Below are 22734 nucleotides of genomic sequence, written 5' to 3'. Positions count from 1 at the left end.
ATGACCTCTCGCAAGCTGGGCCTGGCCCTCGCCCTGGCCCTGGCCGCCGGCACCGCCCTGGCCGACCCGTCCCCGGCCAAGAAGGCCCTGATCGACAAGATCGTGGCCCTGCAGCAGCAGGGCATGTCCGAAGGATTGGCCGCCAACATCATCCAGGGGCCGCTGTCCCAGCTGACCCAGGCAGGCCGCGCCGCCCTGCAGCAGGTGCCGGCCGACAAGCGCGAAGCCACGGCCAAGGCCATGGATGCCGAGCTGAAGAAGTTCATCGAGGAGAACGGCCCCTACCTGAAGGACAAGATCTCCAAGGCCGTGCCCACCACTGCTTCGGCCCTGCTGGACGAACGCTTCAGCGAGGACGAACTGAAGCAGGTCCTGGCGTGGGCAGAATCGCCGGTCAGCCAGAAGTTCGGTCTCGCCAGTGTCGAATTGCAGAAGGCGGTCGCGCAGAAGGTCATGACCGAAGCCGGCCCGACGCTGGATGGCCGCTTCAAGACCCTGAACGCCAACATCGCCAAGCACCTCGGCCTGTCGGCACCCGCCGCCTCCGCCCCCAAGCCGACCGCCTCGGCACCCGCACCCAAGAAGTAGCTTCCACGCCTCGATGACCTCAGCCCGCCCGTTCAATTTCTCCGCCGGTCCCGCCACCCTGCCCGAGCCCGTACTGCGCCAGGTGGCGGCCGAGATGCTGGACTGGCAGGGCAGTGGCATGAGCGTCATGGAGATGAGCCACCGTGGCAAGGAGTTCATCTCGATTGCCGAGCGCGCGGAAGCTGATCTGCGCGAATTGCTCGCGGTGCCGGCCAACTTCCGCATACTCTTCATGCAGGGCGGCGGCCTGGGCGAGAACGCCATCGTGCCGATGAACCTCAGCCGCGGCGGCAAGGTGGACGTCGTCGTCACGGGCTCCTGGTCGCGCAAGAGCGCGGCCGAGGCGCGCCGCTATGCCGACGTGCAGATCGCCGCGGAAGGCAACGGCCGCGAGATCCCGCGCAATTGGAAGCTGCGCGACGACGCGGCCTATGTGCACGTCTGCACCAACGAAACCATCGATGGCGTCGAGTTCCACGACCTGCCGCGCATCGGCGGCGACGTGCCTCTCGTCATCGACTGCTCCTCGCACCTGCTGTCCCGCCCCATCGACTGGAGCCGTGTCGGCCTGGCCTTCGGCGGCGCGCAGAAGAACATCGGCCCCGCGGGCCTCACGCTCGTGTTCGTGCGCGAGGACCTGCTGGGCCGCGCACTGGACATCTGCCCATCAGCCTTCAACTACGAAACCGTGGCCGCGGCCCAGTCCATGTACAACACGCCGCCGACCTTCGCGATCTATGTCGCCGGCCTCGTGTTCCAGTGGGTCAAGCAGCTTGAGTACGCCGGCAGGCGCGGCCTGGCGGCGATCGAGCAGCGCAACATCGACAAGGCCGGCCTGCTCTACGCTGCGCTGGACGCATCAGGCCTCTACGAGAACCGCGTCGAGGTCGGCTGCCGCTCCCGCATGAACATGCCCTTCTTCCTGAAGGACGAGAAGCTCAACGAGAGCTTCCTTGCCGAGGCCAAGGCGGCCGGCCTGCTTCAGCTCAAGGGCCACAAGTCGGTGGGCGGCATGCGCGCCTCCATCTACAACGCGATGCCGCTGGAAGGCGTGCAGGCGCTGGTGGCCTTCCTGAAGGATTTCGAGGCCCGCCATGGCTGAACCCATTGCCTCCCAGGCGCTGCTGGCGCTGCGCGACCAGATCGACGGCCTGGACCGCCAGCTGCTGGAGCTGCTGAACCAGCGCGCCCGCGTGGCCGAGCAGGTCGGCGAGATCAAGCGCGCCGAGGGCACGCCCTTCTTCCGCCCCGACCGCGTCGCCCAGGTCATCGACAAGATCCGCGCCGCCAACCCCGGGCCGTTGAAGGCCGAGCATGTGTCGGCCATCTGGCGCGAGATCATGTCCGCCTGCCTGGCGCTGGAGTCGCCGCAGCGCGTGGCGGTGCTCGGCCCGGTTGGCACCTTTTGCGAGCAGGCAGCCATCGAGTATTTCGGCGGCGCCGCCGACCTCGTCTACTGCGCCAGCTTCGACGAGGTCTTCCACGCCACGGCCAGTGGCAGCGCGCAGTTCGGCGTGGTGGGCGTTGAGAACATGACCGAGGGTGTCGTCACCCGCTCGCTCGACCTCTTCCTGCACACCCCCTGCCATGTGGTCGGCGAGGTCAGCCTGCTGATCCGCCACAACCTGATGCGCAAGGAGCCGTCCATGCACGGCATCGAGGCAGTGCTGGCGCATCCTCAGGCTCTGGCCCAGTGCCAGAATTGGTTGAACAAGCACCTGCCCGACGTCGAGCGCCGCGCCGTTTCCAGCAATGCCGAAGGCTCGCGGCTGGCCGCCGAAAACCCGGCCTGGGCGGCCCTGGGCAGCGAGCGCGCCTCCACCCTCTTCGGCCTGCACATCGTGGCCCACGCCATCCAGGACGAGGCCTACAACCGCACCCGCTTCGCCGTCATCTGCCTGCCGCAAACCATGGCCACGCCGCCGGCCACCGGCCGCGACTGCACCAGCCTCGTCGTCTCGGTGCCCAACCGGCCCGGTGCCATGCACGACCTGCTGGTGCCGCTGAAGAAGCACGGCGTGTCCATGACCCGCCTGGAATCCCGCCCGGCCCGCACCGGCCAGTGGGACTACTACTTCTACATCGACCTCGACGGCCACCCCAGCCAGCCCCATGTCGCAGGGGCCCTGGCCGAGTTGCGCGAACTCTGCGCCTTCTTCAAGATGCTGGGCGCCTACCCGGTCAAGAACTAGAGCCCGCCATGTTCAACCAGCTCGGCGTCATCGGATGCGGCCTGATGGGCGGCAGCTTCGCGCTGGCGATGAAGCGCGCCGGCCTGGTCAAGCGCGTCATCGGCTACAGCAAGTCGCCCTCGACCACCGAGCAGGCCAAGAAGCTGGGCGTCATCGACGTGGCCGCCGAGTCGGCCCTGCTGGCGGTGTCCGGCTCCGACATCGTGCTCATCGCCGTGCCCGTGTCGGCCACGGAAATCACGCTCAAGGCCATCCGCCACCTCGTGAATCCCGGCGTGCTGTTCATGGACGTGGGCTCGACGAAGTGCGACGTCATCGAGGCTTCACGCCGCGCGCTGGGCGAACGGGCCGCCAGCTTCGTGCCCTGCCATCCCATCGCGGGCAAGGAATCCGGCGGCGTGCAGCACGCCGAGGCCACGCTCTACGAAGGCCGCCAGGTCATCCTGACGCCGCAGCCCTTCACCAACCCGGCGCTGGTGCAACGCGCGACCGATGTCTGGTCGGCCCTCGGCGCCACGGTGCTGAAGATGCGGCCGCACAACCACGACGCCGCCTTCGCCGCCGTCAGCCACCTGCCCCATCTGCTGGCCTTCGCCTATTTCCAGGCGATTGCCGAGCAGCCCGCCGCGCGCGACTACCTCAGCCTCGCCGGCCCCGGCTTCCGTGACTTCACCCGCATCGCCGCTGGCGAGCCCGCCGTCTGGCGCGACATCCTGCTGGCCAACAAGCACGAGGTGCTGGCCCAGTCCAAGCGCTTCCGCACGACGTTGGACCAGCTGGAAGCCCTGATCGAGGCCGGCGACGCGGCAGCACTCGAAGCCGCCCTCCGGCCCATCGCCGAAGGCCGCGAGGCCTGGAGCCTTCTCTCCCCTGCAGTCCCTCCCGGCCGCCCGGCCGGCAAGTGATGTTCAAGATCCCCTTCCTCGACCTGCCGCCGCTGCGCGGCGCCGCGGGCACCGTCCGCCTGCCCGGCTCCAAAAGCATCTCCAACCGCGTGCTGCTGCTGGCGGCACTCAGCGAAGGCCGCACCATCGTGCGCGACCTGCTGGCGTCGGACGACACGGCCGTAATGCTGGACGCGCTGCGCGCCCTGGGCTGCGGCGTGGCGCAGGAAGGCGACACGGTCAGCATCGTCGGCCTGGGCGGCAAGCTGCTCGCCAAGCACGCGCAGCTCTTTCTCGGCAACGCGGGTACGGCCATGCGCCCGCTGACCGCCGCTCTGGCCGTGCTCGCCGCCACGCAGGGCGGCAGCTTCGAGGTCTCGGGCGTGCCCCGCATGCACGAGCGCCCCATCGGCGACCTGGTCGACGCGCTGCGCGGCCTCGGCTGCGCCATCGACGACCTGGGCAACCCCGGCTACCCGCCGCTGCGCCTGCGCGGGCCGTCCTCGCTGGCGCTGGATGTCCCGGTGCGCGTGCGTGGCGACGTGTCCAGCCAGTTCCTGACCGCCCTGCTGCTGGCCCTGCCGCTGGTCGCCGAGCGCGACATCCGCATCGAGGTCATCGGCGAGCTTATCTCCAAGCCCTACATCGAGATCACGCTGGCGCTGCTGGCACGCTTCGGCATCGACGTGAAGCGCGAGGGCTGGGCCGCCTTCGTCATCCCGGCTGGCAGCCGCTACCGCTCGCCGGGCGAGGTGTTTGTCGAGGGCGATGCCTCGTCGGCCTCCTACTTCGTGGGCCTGGGCGCCATCGCGGCCGCCGACGCGCCCATCCGCATCGAGGGCGTCGGCAGCGAATCGCTGCAGGGCGACGTGCGCTTCATCGAGGCTGCCGCCGCGATGGGCGCCGACGTGAAGGCAGGCCCAAACTGGCTGGAGGTCCGCCGTGGTGCCTGGCCACTCAAGGGCATCACGCTGGACTGCAACCACATCCCGGACGCGGCGATGACGCTGACGGTGATGGCCCTCTTCGCCGACGGCCCGACGACGCTGACCAACATCGCCAGTTGGCGCGTGAAGGAAACCGACCGCATCACGGCTATGGCCACCGAGCTGCGCAAGCTGGGCGCCGCAGTCGAGGAGGGTCCGGACTGGATCCGCGTGCAGCCGCTGCAGGGCTGGAAGGCCGCGTCCGTCCACACCTACGACGACCACCGCGTCGCGATGTGCTTCTCGCTGGCGGCCTTCAACGGACTGGTCGCGCAGCAGGCTGTTCCCGTGCGCATCCTGGAGCCGCACTGCGTCGCCAAGACCTTCCCGGACTATTTCGAGACGCTGTTCGGTGTCGTCACGGCCCGAGCCGAGGATATCCCCGTCATCACCATCGACGGCCCCACCGCGTCCGGCAAGGGCACTCTGGCTGACGAGGTGGGCAAGGCCCTGGGCTTCGGCGTGCTGGACTCCGGAGCGCTGTACCGCGTCACCGGCCTGGCCGCCCGCCGCGCCGGCCTGGACCTGGACGACGGCCTCGCGGTAGCCGCCATCGTGCCCACGCTGCAGCTGCGCTTCAGTGCAGGCCAGGTGTTCCTGGGCCCGGAAGACGTCAGCGCCCGGCTGCGCGCCGAGGCCACCGGCCTGCTGGCGTCGCAGGTGGCTGTCCACCCCGAGGTGCGGCAGGCGCTGAACCAGCTGCAACGCGACTTCCGCCGCCTGCCTGGCCTCGTCGCCGACGGGCGGGACATGGGCACGGCCCTCTTCCCGGACGCGGCGCTCAAGGTCTTCCTGACCGCCAGCGCCGCCACACGTGCCGAGCGCCGGCATAAGCAATTGATTTCCAAGGGAATTTCCGCTAATATGGAGAGCTTGCGCGAAGATTTGGAGGCGCGTGACGAGCGGGACAAGAACCGCTTGGCCTCGCCCCTGGTCGCAGCGCAGGACGCGCAGCTGCTCGACAACTCGGCGCTGACCATCGAAGCCTCGGTGGATCAGGTGCTGGCTTGGTGGCAACAGCGCCGGCCGTTCTGATGCAAGTCGGAGCGGCCCAGGCCTGAGAAGCCACGGCCCGCCGCACTCCCCTCCCGAGCGTCAGCTCACCGGGTGCGGCGATGTCAACAACTTAACCCGCAGCCCGTCTGCACGCCGCGTCCGGGGCTCCCCGGCGCATCAGGATCAATCAACATGTCCCAAACCCAAACCGCCGCTTCCGGCATGGAATCCTTTGCCGCAATGTTCGAGGAGTCGCTGCAGCGCTCCGACATGCGCGCCGGCGAAGTGATCTCGGCCGAAGTCGTTCGTGTCGAACACAACTTCGTCGTCGTCAACGCAGGCCTCAAGTCCGAAGCCTACGTGCCCATCGAAGAGTTCAAGAACGACCAGGGCGAACTGGAAGTCCAGGTCGGCGACTTCGTCTCCGTCGCCATCGACGCCATCGAAAACGGCTACGGCGACACCATTCTGTCGCGCGACAAGGCCAAGCGCCTGGCTTCGTGGCTGAGCCTGGAAACGGCCCTGGAGTCCGGCGACTTCGTGACCGGCACCGTCTCCGGCAAGGTCAAGGGCGGCCTGACCGTCCTCGTCAACGGCATCCGCGCCTTCCTGCCCGGCTCGCTGCTGGACACCCGCCCGGTGAAGGACATGAGCCCGTTCGAGGGCAAGACCATGGAATTCAAGGTCATCAAGCTCGACCGCAAGCGCAACAACGTTGTGCTGTCGCGTCGTGCCGTGGTCGAAGCCTCCATGGGTGAAGAGCGCGCCAAGCTGCTCGAGACGCTGTCCGAAGGCGCCATCGTCAACGGCGTGGTCAAGAACATCACCGAATACGGTGCGTTCGTGGACCTGGGCGGCATCGACGGCCTGCTGCACATCACCGACATGGCCTGGCGCCGTGTCCGTCACCCGAGCGAAGTGGTGACGGTCGGCCAGGAACTGACGGCCAAGGTCCTGAAGTTCGACGCCGAGAAGAACCGCGTCTCGCTGGGCATCAAGCAGCTGGGCGACGACCCCTGGTTCGGTGTTGCCCGCCGCTACCCGACCGGCACGCGCCTGTTCGGCAAGGTCACGAACATCGCCGACTACGGCGCGTTCGTCGAGATCGAGCCGGGCATCGAAGGCCTGGTGCACGTGTCTGAGATGGACTGGACCAACAAGAACATCGCCCCCAGCAAGCTGGTCTCGCTGGGCGACGAAGTCGAAGTCATGGTCCTGGAAATCGACGAAGACAAGCGTCGCATCTCGCTGGGCATGAAGCAGTGCAAGGCCAACCCGTGGGAAGAGTTCGCCGAGAACGTCAAGCGCGGCGACAAGGTCAAGGGTCCGGTCAAGTCCATCACCGACTTCGGCGTGTTCGTGGGCCTGGCCCAGGGCATCGACGGTCTGGTGCACCTGTCCGACCTGTCTTGGGACGAGTCCGGCGAGACCGCCGTGCGCAACTTCAAGAAGGGCCAGGAAGTCGAAGCCGTCGTGCTGGCCGTGGACGTCGAGCGCGAGCGCATCTCGCTGGGCATCAAGCAGTTGGACAGCGATCCCTTCACCGCCTACACCACGATCAACGACCGTGGCGCCTCGGTGACCGGCAAGGTCAAGACCGTGGACCCGCGCGGCGCCGAGATCGAGCTGGCTGACGGCGTGATGGCCTATCTGCGCGCTTCGGAAATCTCCCGCGACCGCGTGGAAGACGCCCGCAACGTGCTGAAGGAAGGCGACGAAGTCACCGCCGTCATCGTCAACATCGACCGCAAGACCCGCAACATCCAGCTGTCGATCAAGGCCAAGGACAACGCCGACCAGCAGGAAGCCATGCAGCGCATCAGCCAGTCGAACGAGCGTGAGAACGCCGGTACGACCAGCCTGGGCGCCCTGCTGCGCGCCAAGCTGGACAACCAGGGCAACTAAGCCCTCGGTTGACGCCCGGCCTGCGTGCAGGCCGGGTATGCTCCCCACAGGCTCGCCGGCCTCTCGCCAGCGGGCCTGTTTCAATTACAAGATCGACCAAGCCGCTTTGCCATGACCCGCTCCGACCTCGTCGCCGTGCTCGCCGAACGATTTGGCCAATTGACCCAGCGCGACACCGAGTTCGCCGTCAAGACCATCCTCGACGCCATGAGCGACGCCCTGGCGCGCGGCCACCGCATCGAGATCCGCGGCTTCGGCAGCTTCTCCATCAGCCGTCGTCCGCCCCGCGTCGGCCGCAATCCGCGCAGTGGCGAGCAAGTCATGATTCCTGAAAAGCTGGCGCCCCACTTCAAGCCCGGCAAGGCCCTGCGCGAAGCGGTCGACAAGCATCTCCCCGTCACCGACGCCTGAGCCAGAATCCGGGGCCATGCGCACCCTCGTCTGGCTCCTGCGGGCCCTGCTCTTCTTCACGCTGTTCGCCTTCGCGCTGAACAACAGCCACGAGGCCGTCGTGCGCTGGTTCTTCGGCCATGAATGGCGCGCACCGCAAGTCATCATCGTGCTGCTGGCCTTCGGCTTCGGCGCCGCCTTCGGCGTGCTGGCCATGGTGCCCGCCTGGTGGCGCCATCGCCGCGCCGCCCAACGCGCCGAGCCCTTGCCCGGCGCCCTCACCCCGGCGCCCGATGCGCCTGCAACGCCCTTCGCGGCCCACCAAGATGGAGTTTGATCCGCGCTGGCTGCTGTTCGTACTGCCCGTCGTCTTCGTCCTCGGCTGGCTGGCCTCCAAGCTCGACTCCAAGCAGTGGAAGCTCGAACAGCGTGAGTCCCCCAAGGCCTACTTCAAGGGTCTGAACCTGTTGCTGAACGAGCAGCAGGACAAGGCCATCGACGCCTTCATCGAAGCCGTCCAGAACGACCCCGACACCTCAGAGCTGCACTTCGCCCTTGGCAGCTTGTTCCGCCGCCGCGGCGAGACCGAGCGCGCGGTGCGCGTGCACGAGCACCTGCTGCGCCGCGGCGATCTGCCCAAGGCCGACCGCGACCGCGCCCAGCACGAACTGGCGCAGGACTTCTTCAAAGCCGGCCTCTTCGACCGCGCCGAAGCCGCCTATGCCGAACTGCGCGGCACCGCTTTCGAGCGCGAGGCTCGGCTGGCCCTGCTGTCGCTGTATGAGCGCTCGCGCGACTGGGCCAAGGCCGCCGAAGTCGCCGAGGAGCTGGAAGCCGCCGGCACCGGCTCCTTTTCCGTCCGCATCTCGCACTACCTCTGCGAGCAGGCCCTCGTGGCGCAGTCGCAGGGCCATGCCGACCTCGTGCCCGCCCTGCTCGACCAGGCCCAGCGCCGCGCGCCCGAGTCGGCCCGTGCCTATGCGCTGCAGGGCCAGTTGCTGCTCAAGGCTGGTCAGCCTGAGGGCGCGATGGCGGCCTTCACGAAGCTGCTGGCGGCCAACCCGGCGGCCTTCAATCTCGTGGCCGCCGACTGCGCAGCCGCGGCCCAAAGCCTGGACCAGCCCGAGCGCGCCATCGCGCTGCTGACCGAGCAGTACCAGCGCGCGCCCAGCATGCACCTACTGCGCGCCCTGGCCATGCTGCAGCCCGGCCAACCCGACATCCAGCGCGGGCGCCTGGCCGCCCACCTGCGCGAACAACCCGCCCTCTCCGCTGCCACCGACCTGCTCAAGCTGAATGCCGCCGCGCTGCCTGCTGACGAAGCCGGCCCCATGGTGCAGACGCTGGAGAAAGCCGTGAAGCCCTTGCTGCGCTACCGCTGCGCCGCCTGCGGCTTCGAGGCTGCCCACTACTTCTGGCAATGCCCCGGCTGCCTCAACTGGGACACCTACCCGCCGCGCCATGTCGAAGAGTTGTAGCCCACCCCCTACCGGCTTCGCCGGCCCCTTCAAGGGGGCGCACCCGACGGCCCGGCAAAACCGGTTTCGTGGGTGCCGCGCGGGAATGCACTGCATAGGGCGGATTGCTTGAAATGAGAACCATCGTCTGCATGAAGTGGGGCACCAAGTACGGCCCCGAGTACGTCAATCGCCTCTACGCGATGGTGCGCCGGCACCTGCGGGGCGACTTCCAGTTCGTCTGCCTGACCGACCGCAGCGAGGGCATCAACCCCGCGGTGAAGTGCTTCCCCATCCCCGAGATGACGCTGCCCAACGGCGAGCCCGAGCGCGGCTGGAAGAAGCTCACCACCTTCAGCCCCGTCCTCGTCGATGAGTACGGTCTGAGCGGCACTGCCCTCTTCCTGGATCTGGACGTGGTCATCGTCGACGACATCACGCCCTTCTTCGAGGTGCCGGGCGAGTTCCTCGTCATCCACGACTGGAAGCGCCCCTGGCGCATCACCGGCAACTCCTCGGTCTACCGCTGGGAGCTGGGTGCCCACCAGGAGGTGCTCACCGAGTTCCTCGCCGACCAGGCCAAGGCCAAGGCCGAGTTCCGCAACGAGCAAGCCTTCCTGAGTGCCGTGCTGCACCGCCAAGGCAAGCTCAAGTATTGGAACGACGCCTGGTGCGCCAGCTACAAATACCACTGCATCCCCGCCTGGCCCACCAGCTACTGGCGTGATCCTTTCATCCCGCAAGGCGCGCGCATCCTGATCTTCCACGGCGTCATGAACCCGCCCGACGCGCTGGCCGGCCGCAGCAACGGCAACTGGCGGCACGCGCGGCCGGCACGCTGGATCGCCGATCACTGGCGCGAATGAACGTCGTCGTCCTTGGCCTTGTGGCCCTCATCGCCGGCCTCGTGCTGCGCGAGCTGGCCACCGTGCTGCGGGCCAGGGTGCCCACCCAGACGCGCGCCGTACTGGTGGGCGAGCAGGCACCGCCCTGCGAGCTGGACATCCCCAAGGTCATCTGGACCTACTGGCAGCCCGCCCCGGCCCCGGCCTTCATCCAGGCCTGCCTGGACAACTGGCGACGCTTCGCCCCCGACCACCAGCTGCGCTTGCTGGACCGCAGCAGCGTCGAGCAATGGCTGCCCGCACTGCGCCCCGACTTCGACGCCCTGCCCGCCTACCGCCAGGCCGACTGGCTGCGCGTTCAGCTGCTGGCCCGCCATGGCGGCATCTGGATGGACGCCTCCATGCTGCTGAGCCGCGACCTGGGCTGGCTGCACGAGACCCGCAAGCGCCGCGCGGCCGACTACGTCGGCTTCTACATCGACCGCTACACGACCCGCCCCGAGCTGCCCATCGTCGAGAACTGGCTGATGGCCTCTGTGCCCGGCGGCCGCTTTGCCACGGCCCTGGCCCAGGCCTTCGACCGGGCGCTGGACGAGGGCGCCGAGGCCGTGCTGCAACGTCTTCAGAACGAGGGCCGGCATGCCCGCGTCGTGCAGGCGCTGACCGAGGACTTCCAGCGCTATCTGCTGATGCATGTCGCCGCCAGCGACCTGCTGGACCGCGACCCGCAGGCCGCCCGCCTCGTACTTCTGCGCGCCGAAGACGGCCCCTTCGCCTGGCATGCCGGCGTGGGCTGGCGCAAACGCCATCTCTACGCGCGCCTGGCCCTGGTGCCCTGCCCGCGCGTGCTGCCGGCCGTGCTGAAGCTGCGCGGCGGCGACCGCGCCGTCGTCGAGCGCAACTGGCGACGCGGCTGGGTCTCGCCCTTCAGCGCCCTGCGCCATCTGCTCGACAGCAAGCCGTGAGCGCGGCACCCTGGCTCAGCCTGCTGTTCCCGATGTACCGGGTGGAACCATGGCTGCGGGCCTGCATCGAGTCCCTCAAGCCCCAGCTCGACGACGGCGTCGAGCTCGTCTTCGTCGATGACGCTTCGCCCGACGGCTCGGCCGCCCTCGTCGAGCGGTTGCTGCCCCAGGCGCGCCTGATCCGCCTGCCAGTCAACGGCGGCGTCAGCGCCGCGCGCAACCGGCTGCTGGACGAAGCCCACGGCAACTACCTGTGGTTCATCGACCCCGACGACCTCGTCGAGCCCGGCGTCATCCCGCGGCTGAAGGCTCTGATCGAGCAGCGCCGGCCCGACCTGCTGAGCTGCGACTTCCGTGTCTTCGACGATGGCCCCTCGACCGAATCCATCAAACCGCGCCACCGCCATATCGGCAGCTTCGAAGGGCCCTCCGGCGTACTGATGGCAGACGTCGACCAGCGCCTGCGCGGCTTCTTCGTGCATGGCCAGTTCCACCCTTGGAGCAAGATCGTTCGCCGGGCCTGCTGGCCGAGCAAGCTGCGCTTTCCCGAGGACCGCGTCTTCGAGGACATGGCCGTCTACCCGCGCCTGCTGTTGCACACGCCGCGGCATCTGCACGTGGCCGAGGTCTGGATCGCCTACCGCCAGCGCGGCGGCAGCCTGCTGTCCACCCTGGACGTCAGGCGCTTGGATGACTGGACCTGGGCCCTGGCCGGCCTGGCCGCCGAGCTGCCGCCGTTGAGCGACGACACCCGCTTCGAGATCGCCCACTTCTGCGCTCGCACGCTGCTGCGCGCGCGGCGGCGCCGGCTGCAGCTGGGGGGCGAGGCCCTGGCCGGCCTGGCCACCGACGCCGAGCGCTTCGAGCGCAGCTCGCCACTGGGCCGGCGCGAGCTGCTGGCCGCCTACTTCAAGCGCGGCCGCTGGCTGCGTGGCCTGCAGTGGTGGCGCAGCGCGTGATCAGCGCCTCGTAGCGCTCCCGCATCAGCGCCAGGCCGTGCTCGGCCAGCGCCCGCTCGCGCGCCGCGGCACCCAGCCGGACGGCCAGCGCGGGGTCGCGCAGCAGCCGGGCGACGGCCTCCGCCAGCGCCGGCGCATCACCCTCAGGCACCAGCAGTCCGGTCACGCCGTCCTCGACGACGCCGCTCACGCCGATGACGTCGGAGGCGACACAGGCACAGCCGGCCGCCATGGCCTCCACCAGCGCCAGCGGCATGCCTTCGTAATGCGTGGCCAGCACATAGATTGCCTGGGACCGCAGCAGCCCCGGCATGTCGGTGTGGTGGCCGAGGAAGGCGATCTGACCGCCCAGCCCCAGTCTCGCCACCCTGGCCTTCATGCGCGCCAGCAGCGGTCCGGTGCCGGCCAACTGCAGCCGCGGCCGCAGGCCCTGCGCGGCCAGGCACGCCATCGCATCGATCAGCGTCGCGTGGTCCTTCTGCCGCGCGAACCGGGCCGACATGACGAGACCGGCCTCGCGCTCGGCCGGCGCCGCCGCGAAGCGCGCCAGGTCGATGCCGTTCGGGATGGCCAGCGTCTTGTCCGCCGGCAGGCCCTGGGCCAGCAGACTCTGGCACACGCCTTCACTGACGCCCACCAGGGCCGCGCTGCTCTCGGCAAGGCGCCGGCTCTCGCGCAGGCTCCAGGGCATGTAGCGCTCGCGCGAGTTGTGCTCGACCTGGATCAGGACCGGCACGCCCGCGTCCAGCCCGGCCTGGCGGCCGATCAGATGCTCCGGAAAGCCATGGGCTAGCAGCGCCGCCGGCCGGATTTCGGCCAGCAGGCGGGCCAGCTCGATCTGCGTGCGCCGGTGCACCCAGTGCGCGGGCACGAGCAGCACTCGAAGGCCCTGGGTGCGCAGGGCCTCGACGCGCTCCATCGGCGTGTGCGGCTTCAGGCGCAGGATGAGGATGGGCTCGAAGGGCCCGCTCTGCAGCGCCGACAGGCAGAGGTCCACGGCGACCTGGGTGGCGCCGGAGAAGCCCCCGGTCACGAAATGAACGACTTTCGGGCGCTCGCGCAGGGAGTGGTCGTTCGGCATCGGCGCGCAGTGTAGGCGCGACAATCGCGCCCCATGTCTCTCGACACCAACGCCTCCGTGGCCCGCCGCCTGGGCCAGTTCGTCTACCCCCACCGCTGGGGCGCCCTGCTCACCGTGCTGGCCTACATCGGTGCCGCGGCCACCGAGCCCATGATCCCCAAGCTGATCGGCTACGCCTTCGGCGAGGGCTTCGCCAAGGATGCCTTCCCGCTCTGGATGATCCCGGTCGTGCTGATCGGCCTTTACCTGATGCGCGGCGTATTCGGCTTCGCGGGCCAGTACCTCTTCAACTGGACCGTCACGCGCAGCGTGATGGACTTCCGCGCCGCCCTCGTCAACGCGCTGCTGCGGCTGGACGCCCAGATCTACACCAGGATGCAGCCCGGCACGGCGGTCAGCAAGGTGGTCAACGACCCGCAGCAGATCCTGCAGCTCGTCGGCGACGTCGGCATGAGCGTGCTGCGCGACGGCCTGCCGGCCGTGGCCATGCTGGCCTATCTGTTCTACCTGAACTGGCAGCTGACCCTGCTGAGCCTCGTCGTCACGCCGCTGATGGCCTTCATCATGAAGAAGGTCAACCAGCGCATGCGGTTGATGGCCACGCGCAGCTACGACGCGCAGCTGCTGCTGGTCAACAAGGTCGACGACCTGGCGCGCGCCTGGCGCGTCGTGCGTCAGTTCGGCGCCGAGGCCCACGAGCGCGAGCGCTTCGCCGACGTGGCCCACGAGGTACGCCGCAACAACCTCAAGACAGCCACCGCCGGCGCGCTGGCCCAGCCGCTGTCGCAACTGGTGGCGGCCGTGGGCCTGTCCTTCATCATCTGCGTGACGCTGTGGCAGGCACGCGCCCAGGGCACCGGCGTGCAGGCCTTTGCCGAGTTCGTCACCGCCCTGCTGCTGCTGACCTCGCGGCTGCGCCACCTGTCCGACCTGGCCGCGCCGCTGACCCGCGCGACCGTCATCGCCAAGGGCTGCTTCGAGCTGATGGACGCCCCCAAGGAGGTCGACGGCGGCACGCGCGAGCTGCCAGCCCACGCCCAGGGCGAGCTCGTCATGCAGGACGTGCGCCTGACCTACCCCGGTGCCGGCCAGCCGGCACTCGACGGGCTGAGCCTCGCCTTCCCGGCCGGCAGGACGACTGCCCTGGTTGGCGCCTCGGGCGCGGGCAAGAGTTCCATCATCCATCTGCTGCTTGGCTTCGGGCGGCCCGATGCCGGCCGCATCCTGCTCGACGGCACCGACATCGAGACGCTGACGCGCCTCTCCCTGCGCCGCCAGTTCGCCGTCGTGTCCCAGGACATCGTGCTGTTCGACGACTCGGTCGCCAACAACATCGCCTACGCCCAGCCACGCGACGAGGCTCGCCTGGAAGCGGCCCTGCGGGCCGCCCACCTGTGGGACTTCGTGCAGACGCTGCCCGAGGGCGTGGAGACGGCGGTCGGCGCCAACGGCAGCAAGCTCTCCGGCGGCCAGCGCCAGCGCCTGGCCATCGCGCGGGCCCTCTACAAGGACGCGCCGATCTGGATCTTCGACGAGGCCACCTCGGCCCTCGACACCGAGAGCGAACGCGCCGTGCAGCAGGCGCTCAGCCAATGGTCGGGCCGCAAGACGCTGATCGTCATCGCCCACCGCCTGTCCACCATCCGCGATGCCGACGCCATCCATGTGCTCGGTGCCGGCAAGCTGGTCGAGACTGGCACGCATGCCGAGCTGATCGCCCGCGATGGCGCCTACGCAGCCATGGTGCGGGCCCAGGCGGGCGAAACGTGAGCCCCTCGCACATTCGCCGCCGGGCGCTGCTGCTTTGGGTGGCGGCGCCTGAGCTGGCCCAGGCCGAGGTCGAAGCCAATGCCGCGACGCATGCCGAGCTGGAGTCCATGCCCGGCCTCGGCCCGGTCCTCGTGCAGCGCCTGCCTACCGCGCGGCCCTTCGAGGACTGGTACGACCTGATGCACCGTGTGCCCGGCATCAAGGCCGCCGCGGCCCGCAGGCTGTCGGCCGCCGGCCTGCGCGTCGCCGGCCAGCCCTTCTCAGCAGCCGGCCGCGAACCCGGCTGAGCGGCTCCTGCGCAGCAGCGCGGGGTCGAGCTGCGGCGCCCGCGCCGGCCAGCCGAAGAAGCGCTGCACCTCGGCCCGCTTGGCCAGCGTGTCGCTCATGCCGAGGTTGATCAGCTCCCCGATGAAGCTGGGCTCGAACAATAGATAGCTGACCAGGGCCGAGCCGCTCATGGCCTTGCCCTTGCCGCTGACGCCGAAGGCCCTCAGCATGGCCCGCACCGAGGGCGGCAGGCTGGCCTGGTGCTCGCTGGCCAGATCGTCCAGGCGGCGACTGGGCGCGATGACGAGCAGTTCGATGGGCCGCAGCGCCGTGGCCGTGCGCGCCTCGCGGGGCAGCAGGGCCAGCGTGCGGTTGATGCGGCGCAGGCGCTCGACGTCCACGGACAGCGCGTCCAGGAAGATGTTGGACAGCGCGTGGCCGGCGATCTGCGCCATGCTGGGGTGCTCGTCGGTCACGCCGACGCGCCGGCCCTCGGGCTCCTTCATGCGGCCCGCGCCGATGACGAGGATGCGCTCGGACCCCAGGTGCACGGCCGGCGAGATCGGCGCGCTCTGCCGCATCGAACCATCCCCGAACCACTCCGGCATGCCCTCCAGGTCCAGCAGCTCGGCCGGGAAGATGAAAGGGATGGCCGAGGACGCCATCAGATGGCTTAGCGTCAGCCGCGCCTGCACGGCCATGCGCTGCTCGCGCAGCCAGGGCACGACGTGGTGGTGGGTCTGGAAGAAGGTGACGTGCTGGCCCGAGGTGTAGCTGGAGCCGGTCAGCGCCAGCGCGCGCAGATGGCCGCCGTCCAGCATGGCCTCGATGCGGTCCATGCTCAGGTAGCGGCCCAGCAGTTCGCGCAGCGGCTTGTTGTCCAGCAGGCTGCGCGGGCGGCTGCGCGTCCAGCGCGCGATGGCCCAGCCCAGGCTCAGCATGGACAGCCAGCGCGCGCCGCTCTTGACCGCCTCGAAGGCGTCGGCGCGGTAGATGCTCTCGACGTGCAGGCCCTGCCAGAGATGCAGCAGGCCATCGACGGCGCCGTCGAAGTCGTCGGCATGGCAGGCCAGCGTCGACGCATTGATGGCACCGGCCGAGGTGCCGCTGATGACGGGAAAGGGGTTATGCCGGGTCTGGCCGGCGTCACGCCGCAGCTGGGCGATGGCCGCGAGCACGCCCACCTGGTAGGCCGCACGCGCGCCTCCACCGGTCAGGATCAGTCCCGTGACCGGCGGCGAACGGACGAATCCGCCTGACTGGGCAGAGGGCTTGGGCACGGCATGCAGCATCGGCGAAATCATCGCCGATGCTGGGGCTCATCCAGCTTCGTAAATGACCTCAGCCGCCGTGCCCAATTTGGCCAATGCCTCGTCGGCCGGCCAGAAGCGGCTGGCCTCGCCCAGTTCGACCAGCCAGCGCGCCCCCACCTTGTCGCCCTCGGGCTCGGCCTTGACGGACACCCGCACCGGCAGACCCAGCCTGCGCGTGCCGCCCTCTTCCGTCTCCACGTCGCGCGGCGGAAAGCGCTCCACCAGTTCCTTGACGAGCCCGGCCGCACCGGCATTGCCCAGCAGCAGGTGGCGGCCGAAGCGCGCCCGTGCGGCGGCAAGGCTCCACACCGCCTGCACATTCATACGCAGGCCGCCGGAGAAGCGGTCGTTCTGCACCTTGCCGCTGGCGATGATGAGTTCGTCCTCGGCCAGCAGCTCTTTGTTGGCGTTGAGCAGCTCCTCGTTGGCCACGGCCTCGATGGCATCGCTCTTGTCGTCGATCTTGAAGATGGCGACGCGGCCGCGCTGGCCGTTGATGACGCGCATGCCGCTGACGATGCCGGCCACCAGCACCGGCTCGCGGCTGTCCTGCAGGTCGGCGATCTGGCGCTTGACGATGCGGCGCACCTCGGTGCCGCTCTGGTCGAAGAGGTGGCCCGACAGGTAGTAGCCGATGGCCGTCTTCTCCAGCGACAGCCGCTCCTTGATGCTCCATTGCGGCGCGTCGACAAGGTCGGGCTCAGCGGTGCTGGAAGCATGCGAGTCGCCGAAGTCGAACAGCCCGCCTTGGTCGGCATTGGCCTCGGTCGTCTCGGCATGGGTGTAGCCGCGGGCCACGCTGGCCAGCAGCTTGGAGCGCTCGGGGTTGATGCTATCGAAGGCGCCCGCCTTGATCAGCGCTTCCACCACGCGCTTGTTGACCGACTTGCGGTCCACGCGCAGGCAGAAGTCGTAGAAGCTCAGGAAGGGGCCGCCGGCCTCGCGGGCCGCGATGATGGCCTCGATGGCGCCGCGGCCGGTGCCCTTGATGGCGCCCAGGCCATAGTTCACCAGCCGGTTGGACAGCGGCTCGAAGCGGTATTGCCCCTTGTTGACGCAGGGCGGCTGGAACTCGATGCCGAAGATCTTGGCGTCGTTGAGCAACACCTTGAGCTTGTCGGTGTCGTCCATTTCGATGGTCATGTTCGCGGCGTAGAACTCGGCCGTGTAGTGCGTCTTCAGCCAGGCCGTGTGATAGCTCAGCAAGGCATAGGCGGCGGCGTGCGACTTGTTGAAGCCGTAGCCCGCGAACTTCTCCATCAGGTCGAAGACCTCATCGGCCTTGGCCTGGTCGATCCCCTTCTCCGCGGCTCCCTTGCGGAAGATCTCGCGGTGCATGGCCATCTCCTCGGCCTTCTTCTTGCCCATGGCGCGGCGCAGCATGTCGGCACCACCGAGGCTGTAGCCGCCCAGCACCTGGGCCGCCTGCATCACCTGCTCCTGGTAGACGAAGACGCCGTAGGTCTCCTCCAGCACCTGACCCAGCAGCGGGTGCGGGTACTCGATGGTCTCCTTGCCATGCTTGCGCGCCACGAAGGACGGGATCAGGTCCATCGGCCCCGGGCGGTAGAGCGACACCAGCGCGATGAGATCCTCGAAGCGCGAGGGCTTGGCGTCCTTCAGCAGGCGCTGCATGCCGGGCGATTCGAACTGGAACACGCTCTCCGAATAGCCCTTGCCGAAGAGGTCGAACACCTTCTTGTCGACGAGCGGCACATTGGCCCAGTCGAAGTCCTTGCGGTCGGCGTGGCGGGCGACGATGAAGTCCTTGGCCAGCTCCAGGATGGTCAGCGTCGCCAGGCCCAGAAAGTCGAACTTGACCAGGCCGATGGCCTCCACGTCGTCCTTGTCGTACTGGCTCACCGCCGAGGTCGAGCCGGGCTGCTGGTACTGCGGGCAGAAGTCGGTGATCTTGCCGGGTGCGATCAGCACGCCGCCGGCGTGCATGCCGATGGAGCGCACCGTGCCCTCGACGCGCGCCGCCATCTCCAGCAGGCCGGCCACTTCCTCGTCCGACTTCTCGCGTTCCTCGATCTCCGGCGACTCGTGGCGGGCATAGACCATCTTGGCCTTGTCGGGGTCGAAGTTGGGCGGCAGCTTGGCCAGCGTGACCGTCTTGCCAGGCGGCGCGGGAACGAGCTTGGCGATGGAGTCCACATGGCCGAAGCCCATGCCCAGCACGCGGCCGATGTCGCGCAGCGCGCCCTTGGCGGCCATGGTGCCGAAGGTCGCGATCTGGCTGACCGCCGGGCGGCCATACTTGTCCTTCACGTAGTCGATGACGCGGTCGCGATTGCCCTGGCAGAAGTCGATGTCGAAGTCGGGCATCGAGACGCGCTCGGGATTCAGGAAGCGCTCGAACAGCAGGTTGTAGCGCAGCGGGTCCAGGTCCGTGATCAGCAGCGCGTAGGCGACGAGGGAGCCCGCGCCCGATCCCCGGCCCGGGCCCACCGGGCAGCCGTTTTCCTTGGCCCAGCGGATGAAGTCCGAAACGATGAGGAAGTAGCCCGGGAAGCCCATCTTGATGATGGTGTTGAGCTCGAACTCCAGGCGTTCCACGTAGCGGGGGCGCTCCTTCTCGCGTTCCGCCTCGTTGGGAAAGAGATGCACCAGCCGGCCCTTGAGCCCTTCGTGGCTCAGCTCGCGGAAGTACTGGTCCATCGGCATGGGCGTGCCATCGTCCAGCAGCGGCGTCGGGAAGTTGGGCAGCTGCGGCTTGCCCAGCACCAGGGTCAGCGAGCAGCGCCGCGCAATCTCCGTCGTGTTCTCGATGGCACTGGGCACGTCCTTGAACAGCTCGCGCATCTGCGCCTGGGTCTTGAAGTGCTGGCTCGGCAGGAAGCGCTTGATGCGCTTGGGGTTGGCCAGGGTCTCCCCCTCGGCCACGCAGACGCGCGCCTCGTGGGCCTCGAAGTCGTCTTCGCCGAGGAACTGGATGGGATGGGTCGCGACGACCGGCAGCCCCAGTTCCGCCGCCAGCGGCACGCTGGCCTGCACCAGCGCCTCCTGGCCGGGCAGGCCGGCGCGCTGCAGCTCGATGTAGAAGCGGCCGGGGAAGATCGCTGCCAGCTTCAGCGCCCATTCGGTCGCCCGCACCTTGTCGCCCTGCATCAGCGCCTGCCCCAGGCCACCATGCTGGGCGCCGGACAGGCAGATCAGCCCGCCGCCCAGTTCCTGCAGCCATTCCAGCTTCAAGCAGGCCTGGTTGCGCTGCACGTTGTCGATCCACGCGCGCGACAGCAGCTCGGAGATGTTCAGATAGCCCTGCTTGTCCTGCACGAGCAGCAGCAGGCGGGTGGGCGGCTTGTCGGTGGCGTCGCTCTCGAGCCAGCAGTCGGCGCCGAGGATGGGCTGCACGCCCTTTTTGCGCATCGCGCTGTAGAACTTGATGCCGCCAAACAGGTTGGCCAGGTCCGTGATGGCCGCCGCCACCTGCCCATCCTTGGCCGCGGCGTCGGCGGCGTCATCGGTCCTCAAGGTGCCATCCACCACCGAGAACTCGGTGTGCATGCGCAGGTGGACGAAGGGCAGGTCTTGGGAGTTCAGAACAGCGGTCTCGGGCATCCCGGCATTGTAGGAAGCCGTCACCTCTTGACTGCAGATGCCGCCGACGGAAGGCGGCCCTGGAATCAGCCGAAGGAGATGGACGCCAGCACGACTTGATTGCCGCCACGGCGCTGGGCTTCATGCACCGCGGCCTCGCTGGCGGCCATCAGCTCGTCCTGGCGCGAGGCCGTGTGCGGGAAGCTGGACACGCCCATCGAGATCGACAGGCCGAGATCCTGGCCATTGAGGACGACGATCTGCGCCGCGCACTGCCGACGCAACTGCTCCATGCGCGCATGCGCCGTGGCCAGACCCACACCGGACAGCAGCACGGCAAAACGCTGCGCACCGATGCGGCAGGCCGAGTCCATGGCCCGCGTGTTGGCGCGCAGCATGCGGCCAATGCCTTCGAGCAGGCGCTGCTGGGCGTCATCGCCCAGCCCGGCAATGGCCGCCGACGCGTCCAGCGCGATGACGACGAGGGCGAACTCGCGGTGCTCGCGCGAGGAGAGGTCGATTTCGCGCAGCAGCTGGTCGTCGAACTGCGCACGCATGTAAAGGCCCGAGACCTCGTCGCGGCCCGAGCCCTGCTGCAGTTCACGGCGGATCTGCTCGATGGAGGACTGCTGCTGCTCGATCTGCGCCAGAGCCCGCTGCAGATGGGCCTCGCGATGGCGCTCCTCGGTACGCTCGTGCCAGACCGAGAGCAGGAAATCGGGCCCGACGGCCAGCCGCGTGACGCTGAACTCGCGCCGCCGGCCATTGATCTCCAGCTTGTGTTCGCTGACGACGGGGAACCGCTGGGCCATGACCGTCTGCTCGACGCGGCGCAGGGCCGTCGTCTCGTCAGGCTTGAGCAGTTCGGCGTCGGTATGCCCGACGACGGCCTCGCGCTCGAACATCTGGGCCAGACCGGTGCTCGCAAACACGTAGCGGCCCGTGGCGACCGCCTTGATCGCCGCCTGGCTGCCCAGCGGCTCGATCAAGGCCACCAGCCCTGCCAGCGCCTCGCCGCCGAGTTCGGCATGCCCGGCCAGCCAATGCGCCAGACTGCCGGGTGGCGGCTCCATCGCGGTCTGGTCGGCGGTCATGTCCATGAAATCGTTTTGATGCGATGGTGCGCCCGCGGCGGAAAGCCGCAATGCGCCAAGGGTGTCGGGGGAATGTAGTGGGGCAAAAGCGCCAGCAGCAAGGCCGAACTACCCCATGAATCGGGCCTCCCCCCTAGAAGGCCCTTTTGCTACCTGTCTTGGATCCTAACGAGTTTCGATGCCTCCACCCGCGACAATGCCGCCCCATTCACGGGAGGCGTATGCAGGGATTCGATGCGGTGGTGGTGGGCGCGGGGGCGGCAGGCCTGTTCTGCGCGGGCCGCGCCGGCCAGCGCGGGCTCAAGGTGCTGCTGATCGACCACGCGCCCAAGCTGGCCGAAAAAATTCGTATCTCGGGAGGGGGGCGGTGCAATTTCACGAACCGTGAGGCCGGGCCGGCCAACTTCCTGTCCGAGAACCCGGCCTTCTGCCGCTCGGCGCTGGCGCGCTACACGCCGCAGGACTTCATCAAGCTGGTTCAGAGCCACGGCATCGCCTTCCACGAGAAGCACAAGGGCCAGCTGTTCTGCGACGACTCCGCCGAGCAGATCATCCAGATGCTGCTCAAGGAGTGCGAGGCCGGCGGCGTGACGCGCTGGCAGCCCTGCACGGTGGCCGACGTGCGCCGGCTGCCGGAAGGCGGCTTCGAGCTGGACACCAGTCAGGGGGCGGTACGTACGCCGCGTGTCGTTGTCGCGACCGGCGGCCTGCCGGTGCCCAAGATCGGCGCCAGCGACTGGGGGCTGCGGCTGGCTCAGCGCTTCGGGCACGCCATCGTCGAGCCCCGCCCGGCCCTGGTGCCGCTGACCTTCGACGCCGACGCCTGGGCGCCCTTCGCCGCACTGGCGGGCCTGTCGCTGCCGGTGGAGGTGGCCTGCGGCGCCGGCAGGGCGCGCGGGCGCTTCCTGGAGGATCTGCTCTTCACCCACCGCGGCTTGAGCGGCCCGGCCATCCTGCAGATCTCCAGCTACCGCACGGCCAGCGACCAGCCGCTGCAGATCAACCTGGCACCCGAGCTGAAGCTGGACCGTGAACTGGTCGAGGCCAAAGCCACCTCGCGCCGCCAGCTCGGCAACGAACTGGCCGCCCGCCTGCCGCAGCGCCTGGCCACCGTCTGGCTGGAACGGGCCGGGCTGGACGCCGCCAAACCCCTGGCCGAGTGCCGCGACGCCGATTTGCAGCGCCTGGGCCGCAGCATCCACGACTGGCAGCTGATGCCCACAGGGGATGAGGGCTGGCGCAAGGCCGAAGTCATGCGCGGCGGCGTTTCCACCCGCGATCTGAGCTCCCAGACGCTGGAGAGCAGGCAGGTGCCGGGCCTGTATTTCATCGGCGAAGTCGTCGACGTGACGGGCTGGCTGGGCGGCTACAACTTCCAGTGGGCCTGGGCCAGCGCGGCCGCCTGCGCCGAGGCCCTGGCGGCCGCCTCAGCACCTGCCTGAGCAAATCTTGGCAAGTCCTTGATTTCCCGGCTACAATCCTCGGCTTTGCTGGCAAAC

19 protein-coding genes are annotated in these 22734 nt (G+C 68.8%); 15 read left to right on the top strand and 4 right to left on the bottom strand.

The window, feature by feature from the left end; genetic code table 11:
• The 12 genes from AC07VX_RS06790 to AC07VX_RS06735 all read left to right on the top strand — a co-directional run bounded on the left by AC07VX_RS06790 (position 1) and on the right by AC07VX_RS06735 (position 12167).
• Positions 1-588: a DUF2059 domain-containing protein gene (locus AC07VX_RS06790; protein WP_493163977.1), complete on the top strand. Its 588-nt coding sequence runs from the start codon at positions 1-3 to the stop codon at positions 586-588.
• A 13-nt stretch (positions 589-601) separates the two neighbouring features.
• Entirely contained in the window at positions 602-1690 is a 1089-nt protein-coding gene (gene serC, locus AC07VX_RS06785; protein WP_493163976.1) for a 3-phosphoserine/phosphohydroxythreonine transaminase, read from the top strand.
• Positions 1683-2780: a prephenate dehydratase gene (gene pheA / locus AC07VX_RS06780; RefSeq protein WP_493163975.1), complete on the top strand. Its 1098-nt coding sequence runs from the start codon at positions 1683-1685 to the stop codon at positions 2778-2780. The genes serC and pheA overlap by 8 nt, the downstream gene beginning before the upstream one ends.
• 8 nt (positions 2781-2788) lie before the next feature.
• A complete protein-coding gene (locus AC07VX_RS06775) occupies positions 2789-3685 on the top strand; it encodes a prephenate dehydrogenase (RefSeq protein ID WP_493163974.1) in 897 nt (298 codons plus the stop codon).
• Positions 3685-5685 carry a bifunctional 3-phosphoshikimate 1-carboxyvinyltransferase/cytidylate kinase gene (locus AC07VX_RS06770; RefSeq protein WP_493163973.1) on the top strand — a complete coding sequence of 667 codons (2001 nt, stop codon included), beginning with the start codon at positions 3685-3687 and terminating at the stop codon, positions 5683-5685. Before AC07VX_RS06775 ends, AC07VX_RS06770 begins: the two co-directional genes overlap by 1 nt.
• Positions 5686-5838: 153 nt before the next feature.
• Positions 5839-7551 carry a 30S ribosomal protein S1 gene (gene rpsA / locus AC07VX_RS06765; RefSeq protein WP_493163972.1) on the top strand — a complete coding sequence of 571 codons (1713 nt, stop codon included), beginning with the start codon at positions 5839-5841 and terminating at the stop codon, positions 7549-7551.
• Positions 7552-7662: 111 nt separating this feature from the next.
• Entirely contained in the window at positions 7663-7962 is a 300-nt protein-coding gene (locus AC07VX_RS06760) for an integration host factor subunit beta (RefSeq protein WP_056202110.1), read from the top strand.
• A gap of 16 nt (positions 7963-7978) precedes the next feature.
• Positions 7979-8278, top strand: coding sequence for a LapA family protein (locus AC07VX_RS06755; protein WP_493163971.1), 300 nt, complete (start codon positions 7979-7981; stop codon positions 8276-8278).
• Complete coding sequence (gene lapB / locus AC07VX_RS06750) at positions 8268-9419, top strand: lipopolysaccharide assembly protein LapB (protein ID WP_493164501.1); 1152 nt, start codon at positions 8268-8270, stop codon at positions 9417-9419. The genes AC07VX_RS06755 and lapB overlap by 11 nt, the downstream gene beginning before the upstream one ends.
• A 113-nt stretch (positions 9420-9532) precedes the next feature.
• On the top strand, positions 9533-10264 hold the full coding sequence (locus AC07VX_RS06745) for a glycosyltransferase (RefSeq protein ID WP_493163970.1): 732 nt from the start codon (positions 9533-9535) through the stop codon (positions 10262-10264).
• Entirely contained in the window at positions 10261-11208 is a 948-nt protein-coding gene (locus AC07VX_RS06740; RefSeq protein ID WP_493163969.1) for a glycosyltransferase family 32 protein, read from the top strand. The genes AC07VX_RS06745 and AC07VX_RS06740 overlap by 4 nt, the downstream gene beginning before the upstream one ends.
• On the top strand, positions 11205-12167 hold the full coding sequence (locus AC07VX_RS06735; protein ID WP_493163968.1) for a glycosyltransferase family 2 protein: 963 nt from the start codon (positions 11205-11207) through the stop codon (positions 12165-12167). Before AC07VX_RS06740 ends, AC07VX_RS06735 begins: the two co-directional genes overlap by 4 nt.
• Here the strand turns inward: AC07VX_RS06735 and AC07VX_RS06730 are convergent.
• Entirely contained in the window at positions 12118-13248 is a 1131-nt protein-coding gene (locus tag AC07VX_RS06730) for a glycosyltransferase (protein ID WP_493163967.1), read from the bottom strand. The two genes, AC07VX_RS06735 and AC07VX_RS06730, sit on opposite strands and share 50 nt — an antisense overlap.
• Positions 13249-13281: 33 nt before the next feature.
• Between AC07VX_RS06730 and AC07VX_RS06725 the strand changes: the two genes are divergently transcribed.
• Positions 13282-15018, top strand: coding sequence for an ABC transporter transmembrane domain-containing protein (locus AC07VX_RS06725; RefSeq protein WP_493163966.1), 1737 nt, complete (start codon positions 13282-13284; stop codon positions 15016-15018).
• Positions 15015-15305 (top strand): ComEA family DNA-binding protein, encoded by a 291-nt coding sequence (locus AC07VX_RS06720; protein ID WP_493163965.1) that lies wholly within the window; start codon positions 15015-15017, stop codon positions 15303-15305. The genes AC07VX_RS06725 and AC07VX_RS06720 overlap by 4 nt, the downstream gene beginning before the upstream one ends.
• On the opposite strand, the gene AC07VX_RS06715 is transcribed toward AC07VX_RS06720, so the two are convergent.
• The 3 genes from AC07VX_RS06715 to AC07VX_RS06705 all read right to left on the bottom strand — a co-directional run bounded on the left by AC07VX_RS06715 (position 15279) and on the right by AC07VX_RS06705 (position 21241).
• Positions 15279-16589, bottom strand: a complete 1311-nt coding sequence (locus tag AC07VX_RS06715; protein WP_493163964.1) for a patatin-like phospholipase family protein — start codon at positions 16587-16589, stop codon at positions 15279-15281. The genes AC07VX_RS06720 and AC07VX_RS06715 overlap by 27 nt on opposite strands.
• A gap of 15 nt (positions 16590-16604) precedes the next feature.
• Entirely contained in the window at positions 16605-20162 is a 3558-nt protein-coding gene (gene dnaE, locus AC07VX_RS06710; RefSeq protein ID WP_493163963.1) for a DNA polymerase III subunit alpha, read from the bottom strand.
• Positions 20163-20227: 65 nt separating this feature from the next.
• Positions 20228-21241 (bottom strand): GGDEF domain-containing protein, encoded by a 1014-nt coding sequence (locus AC07VX_RS06705; protein ID WP_493163962.1) that lies wholly within the window; start codon positions 21239-21241, stop codon positions 20228-20230.
• A 215-nt stretch (positions 21242-21456) separates the two neighbouring features.
• Between AC07VX_RS06705 and AC07VX_RS06700 the strand changes: the two genes are divergently transcribed.
• Complete coding sequence (locus AC07VX_RS06700) at positions 21457-22677, top strand: BaiN/RdsA family NAD(P)/FAD-dependent oxidoreductase (protein WP_493163961.1); 1221 nt, start codon at positions 21457-21459, stop codon at positions 22675-22677.
• Positions 22678-22734 lie beyond the last annotated feature (57 nt).

Source organism: Roseateles sp. GW821-FHT03B02 (assembly GCF_059421025.1).
Note: the sequence above shows the minus strand (reverse complement) of the source record. Positions and strands in the feature narration are given on the sequence as shown.

Bases quoted from the DNA above. Each gene is read 5' to 3' on its own strand.
- AC07VX_RS06790 (WP_493163977.1), top strand. From the start codon at position 1: ATGACCTCTCGCAAGCTGGGCCTGGCCCTCGCCCTGGCCCTGGCCGCC.
- serC (WP_493163976.1), top strand. From the start codon at position 602: ATGACCTCAGCCCGCCCGTTCAATTTCTCCGCCGGTCCCGCCACCCTG.
- pheA (WP_493163975.1), top strand. From the start codon at position 1,683: ATGGCTGAACCCATTGCCTCCCAGGCGCTGCTGGCGCTGCGCGACCAG.
- AC07VX_RS06775 (WP_493163974.1), top strand. From the start codon at position 2,789: ATGTTCAACCAGCTCGGCGTCATCGGATGCGGCCTGATGGGCGGCAGC.
- AC07VX_RS06770 (WP_493163973.1), top strand. From the start codon at position 3,685: ATGTTCAAGATCCCCTTCCTCGACCTGCCGCCGCTGCGCGGCGCCGCG.
- rpsA (WP_493163972.1), top strand. From the start codon at position 5,839: ATGTCCCAAACCCAAACCGCCGCTTCCGGCATGGAATCCTTTGCCGCA.
- AC07VX_RS06760 (WP_056202110.1), top strand. From the start codon at position 7,663: ATGACCCGCTCCGACCTCGTCGCCGTGCTCGCCGAACGATTTGGCCAA.
- AC07VX_RS06755 (WP_493163971.1), top strand. From the start codon at position 7,979: ATGCGCACCCTCGTCTGGCTCCTGCGGGCCCTGCTCTTCTTCACGCTG.
- lapB (WP_493164501.1), top strand. From the start codon at position 8,268: ATGGAGTTTGATCCGCGCTGGCTGCTGTTCGTACTGCCCGTCGTCTTC.
- AC07VX_RS06745 (WP_493163970.1), top strand. From the start codon at position 9,533: ATGAGAACCATCGTCTGCATGAAGTGGGGCACCAAGTACGGCCCCGAG.
- AC07VX_RS06740 (WP_493163969.1), top strand. From the start codon at position 10,261: ATGAACGTCGTCGTCCTTGGCCTTGTGGCCCTCATCGCCGGCCTCGTG.
- AC07VX_RS06730 (WP_493163967.1), bottom strand. From the start codon at position 13,248: ATGCCGAACGACCACTCCCTGCGCGAGCGCCCGAAAGTCGTTCATTTC.
- AC07VX_RS06725 (WP_493163966.1), top strand. From the start codon at position 13,282: ATGTCTCTCGACACCAACGCCTCCGTGGCCCGCCGCCTGGGCCAGTTC.
- AC07VX_RS06715 (WP_493163964.1), bottom strand. From the start codon at position 16,589: ATGATTTCGCCGATGCTGCATGCCGTGCCCAAGCCCTCTGCCCAGTCA.
- dnaE (WP_493163963.1), bottom strand. From the start codon at position 20,162: ATGCCCGAGACCGCTGTTCTGAACTCCCAAGACCTGCCCTTCGTCCAC.
- AC07VX_RS06705 (WP_493163962.1), bottom strand. From the start codon at position 21,241: ATGGACATGACCGCCGACCAGACCGCGATGGAGCCGCCACCCGGCAGT.
- AC07VX_RS06700 (WP_493163961.1), top strand. From the start codon at position 21,457: ATGCAGGGATTCGATGCGGTGGTGGTGGGCGCGGGGGCGGCAGGCCTG.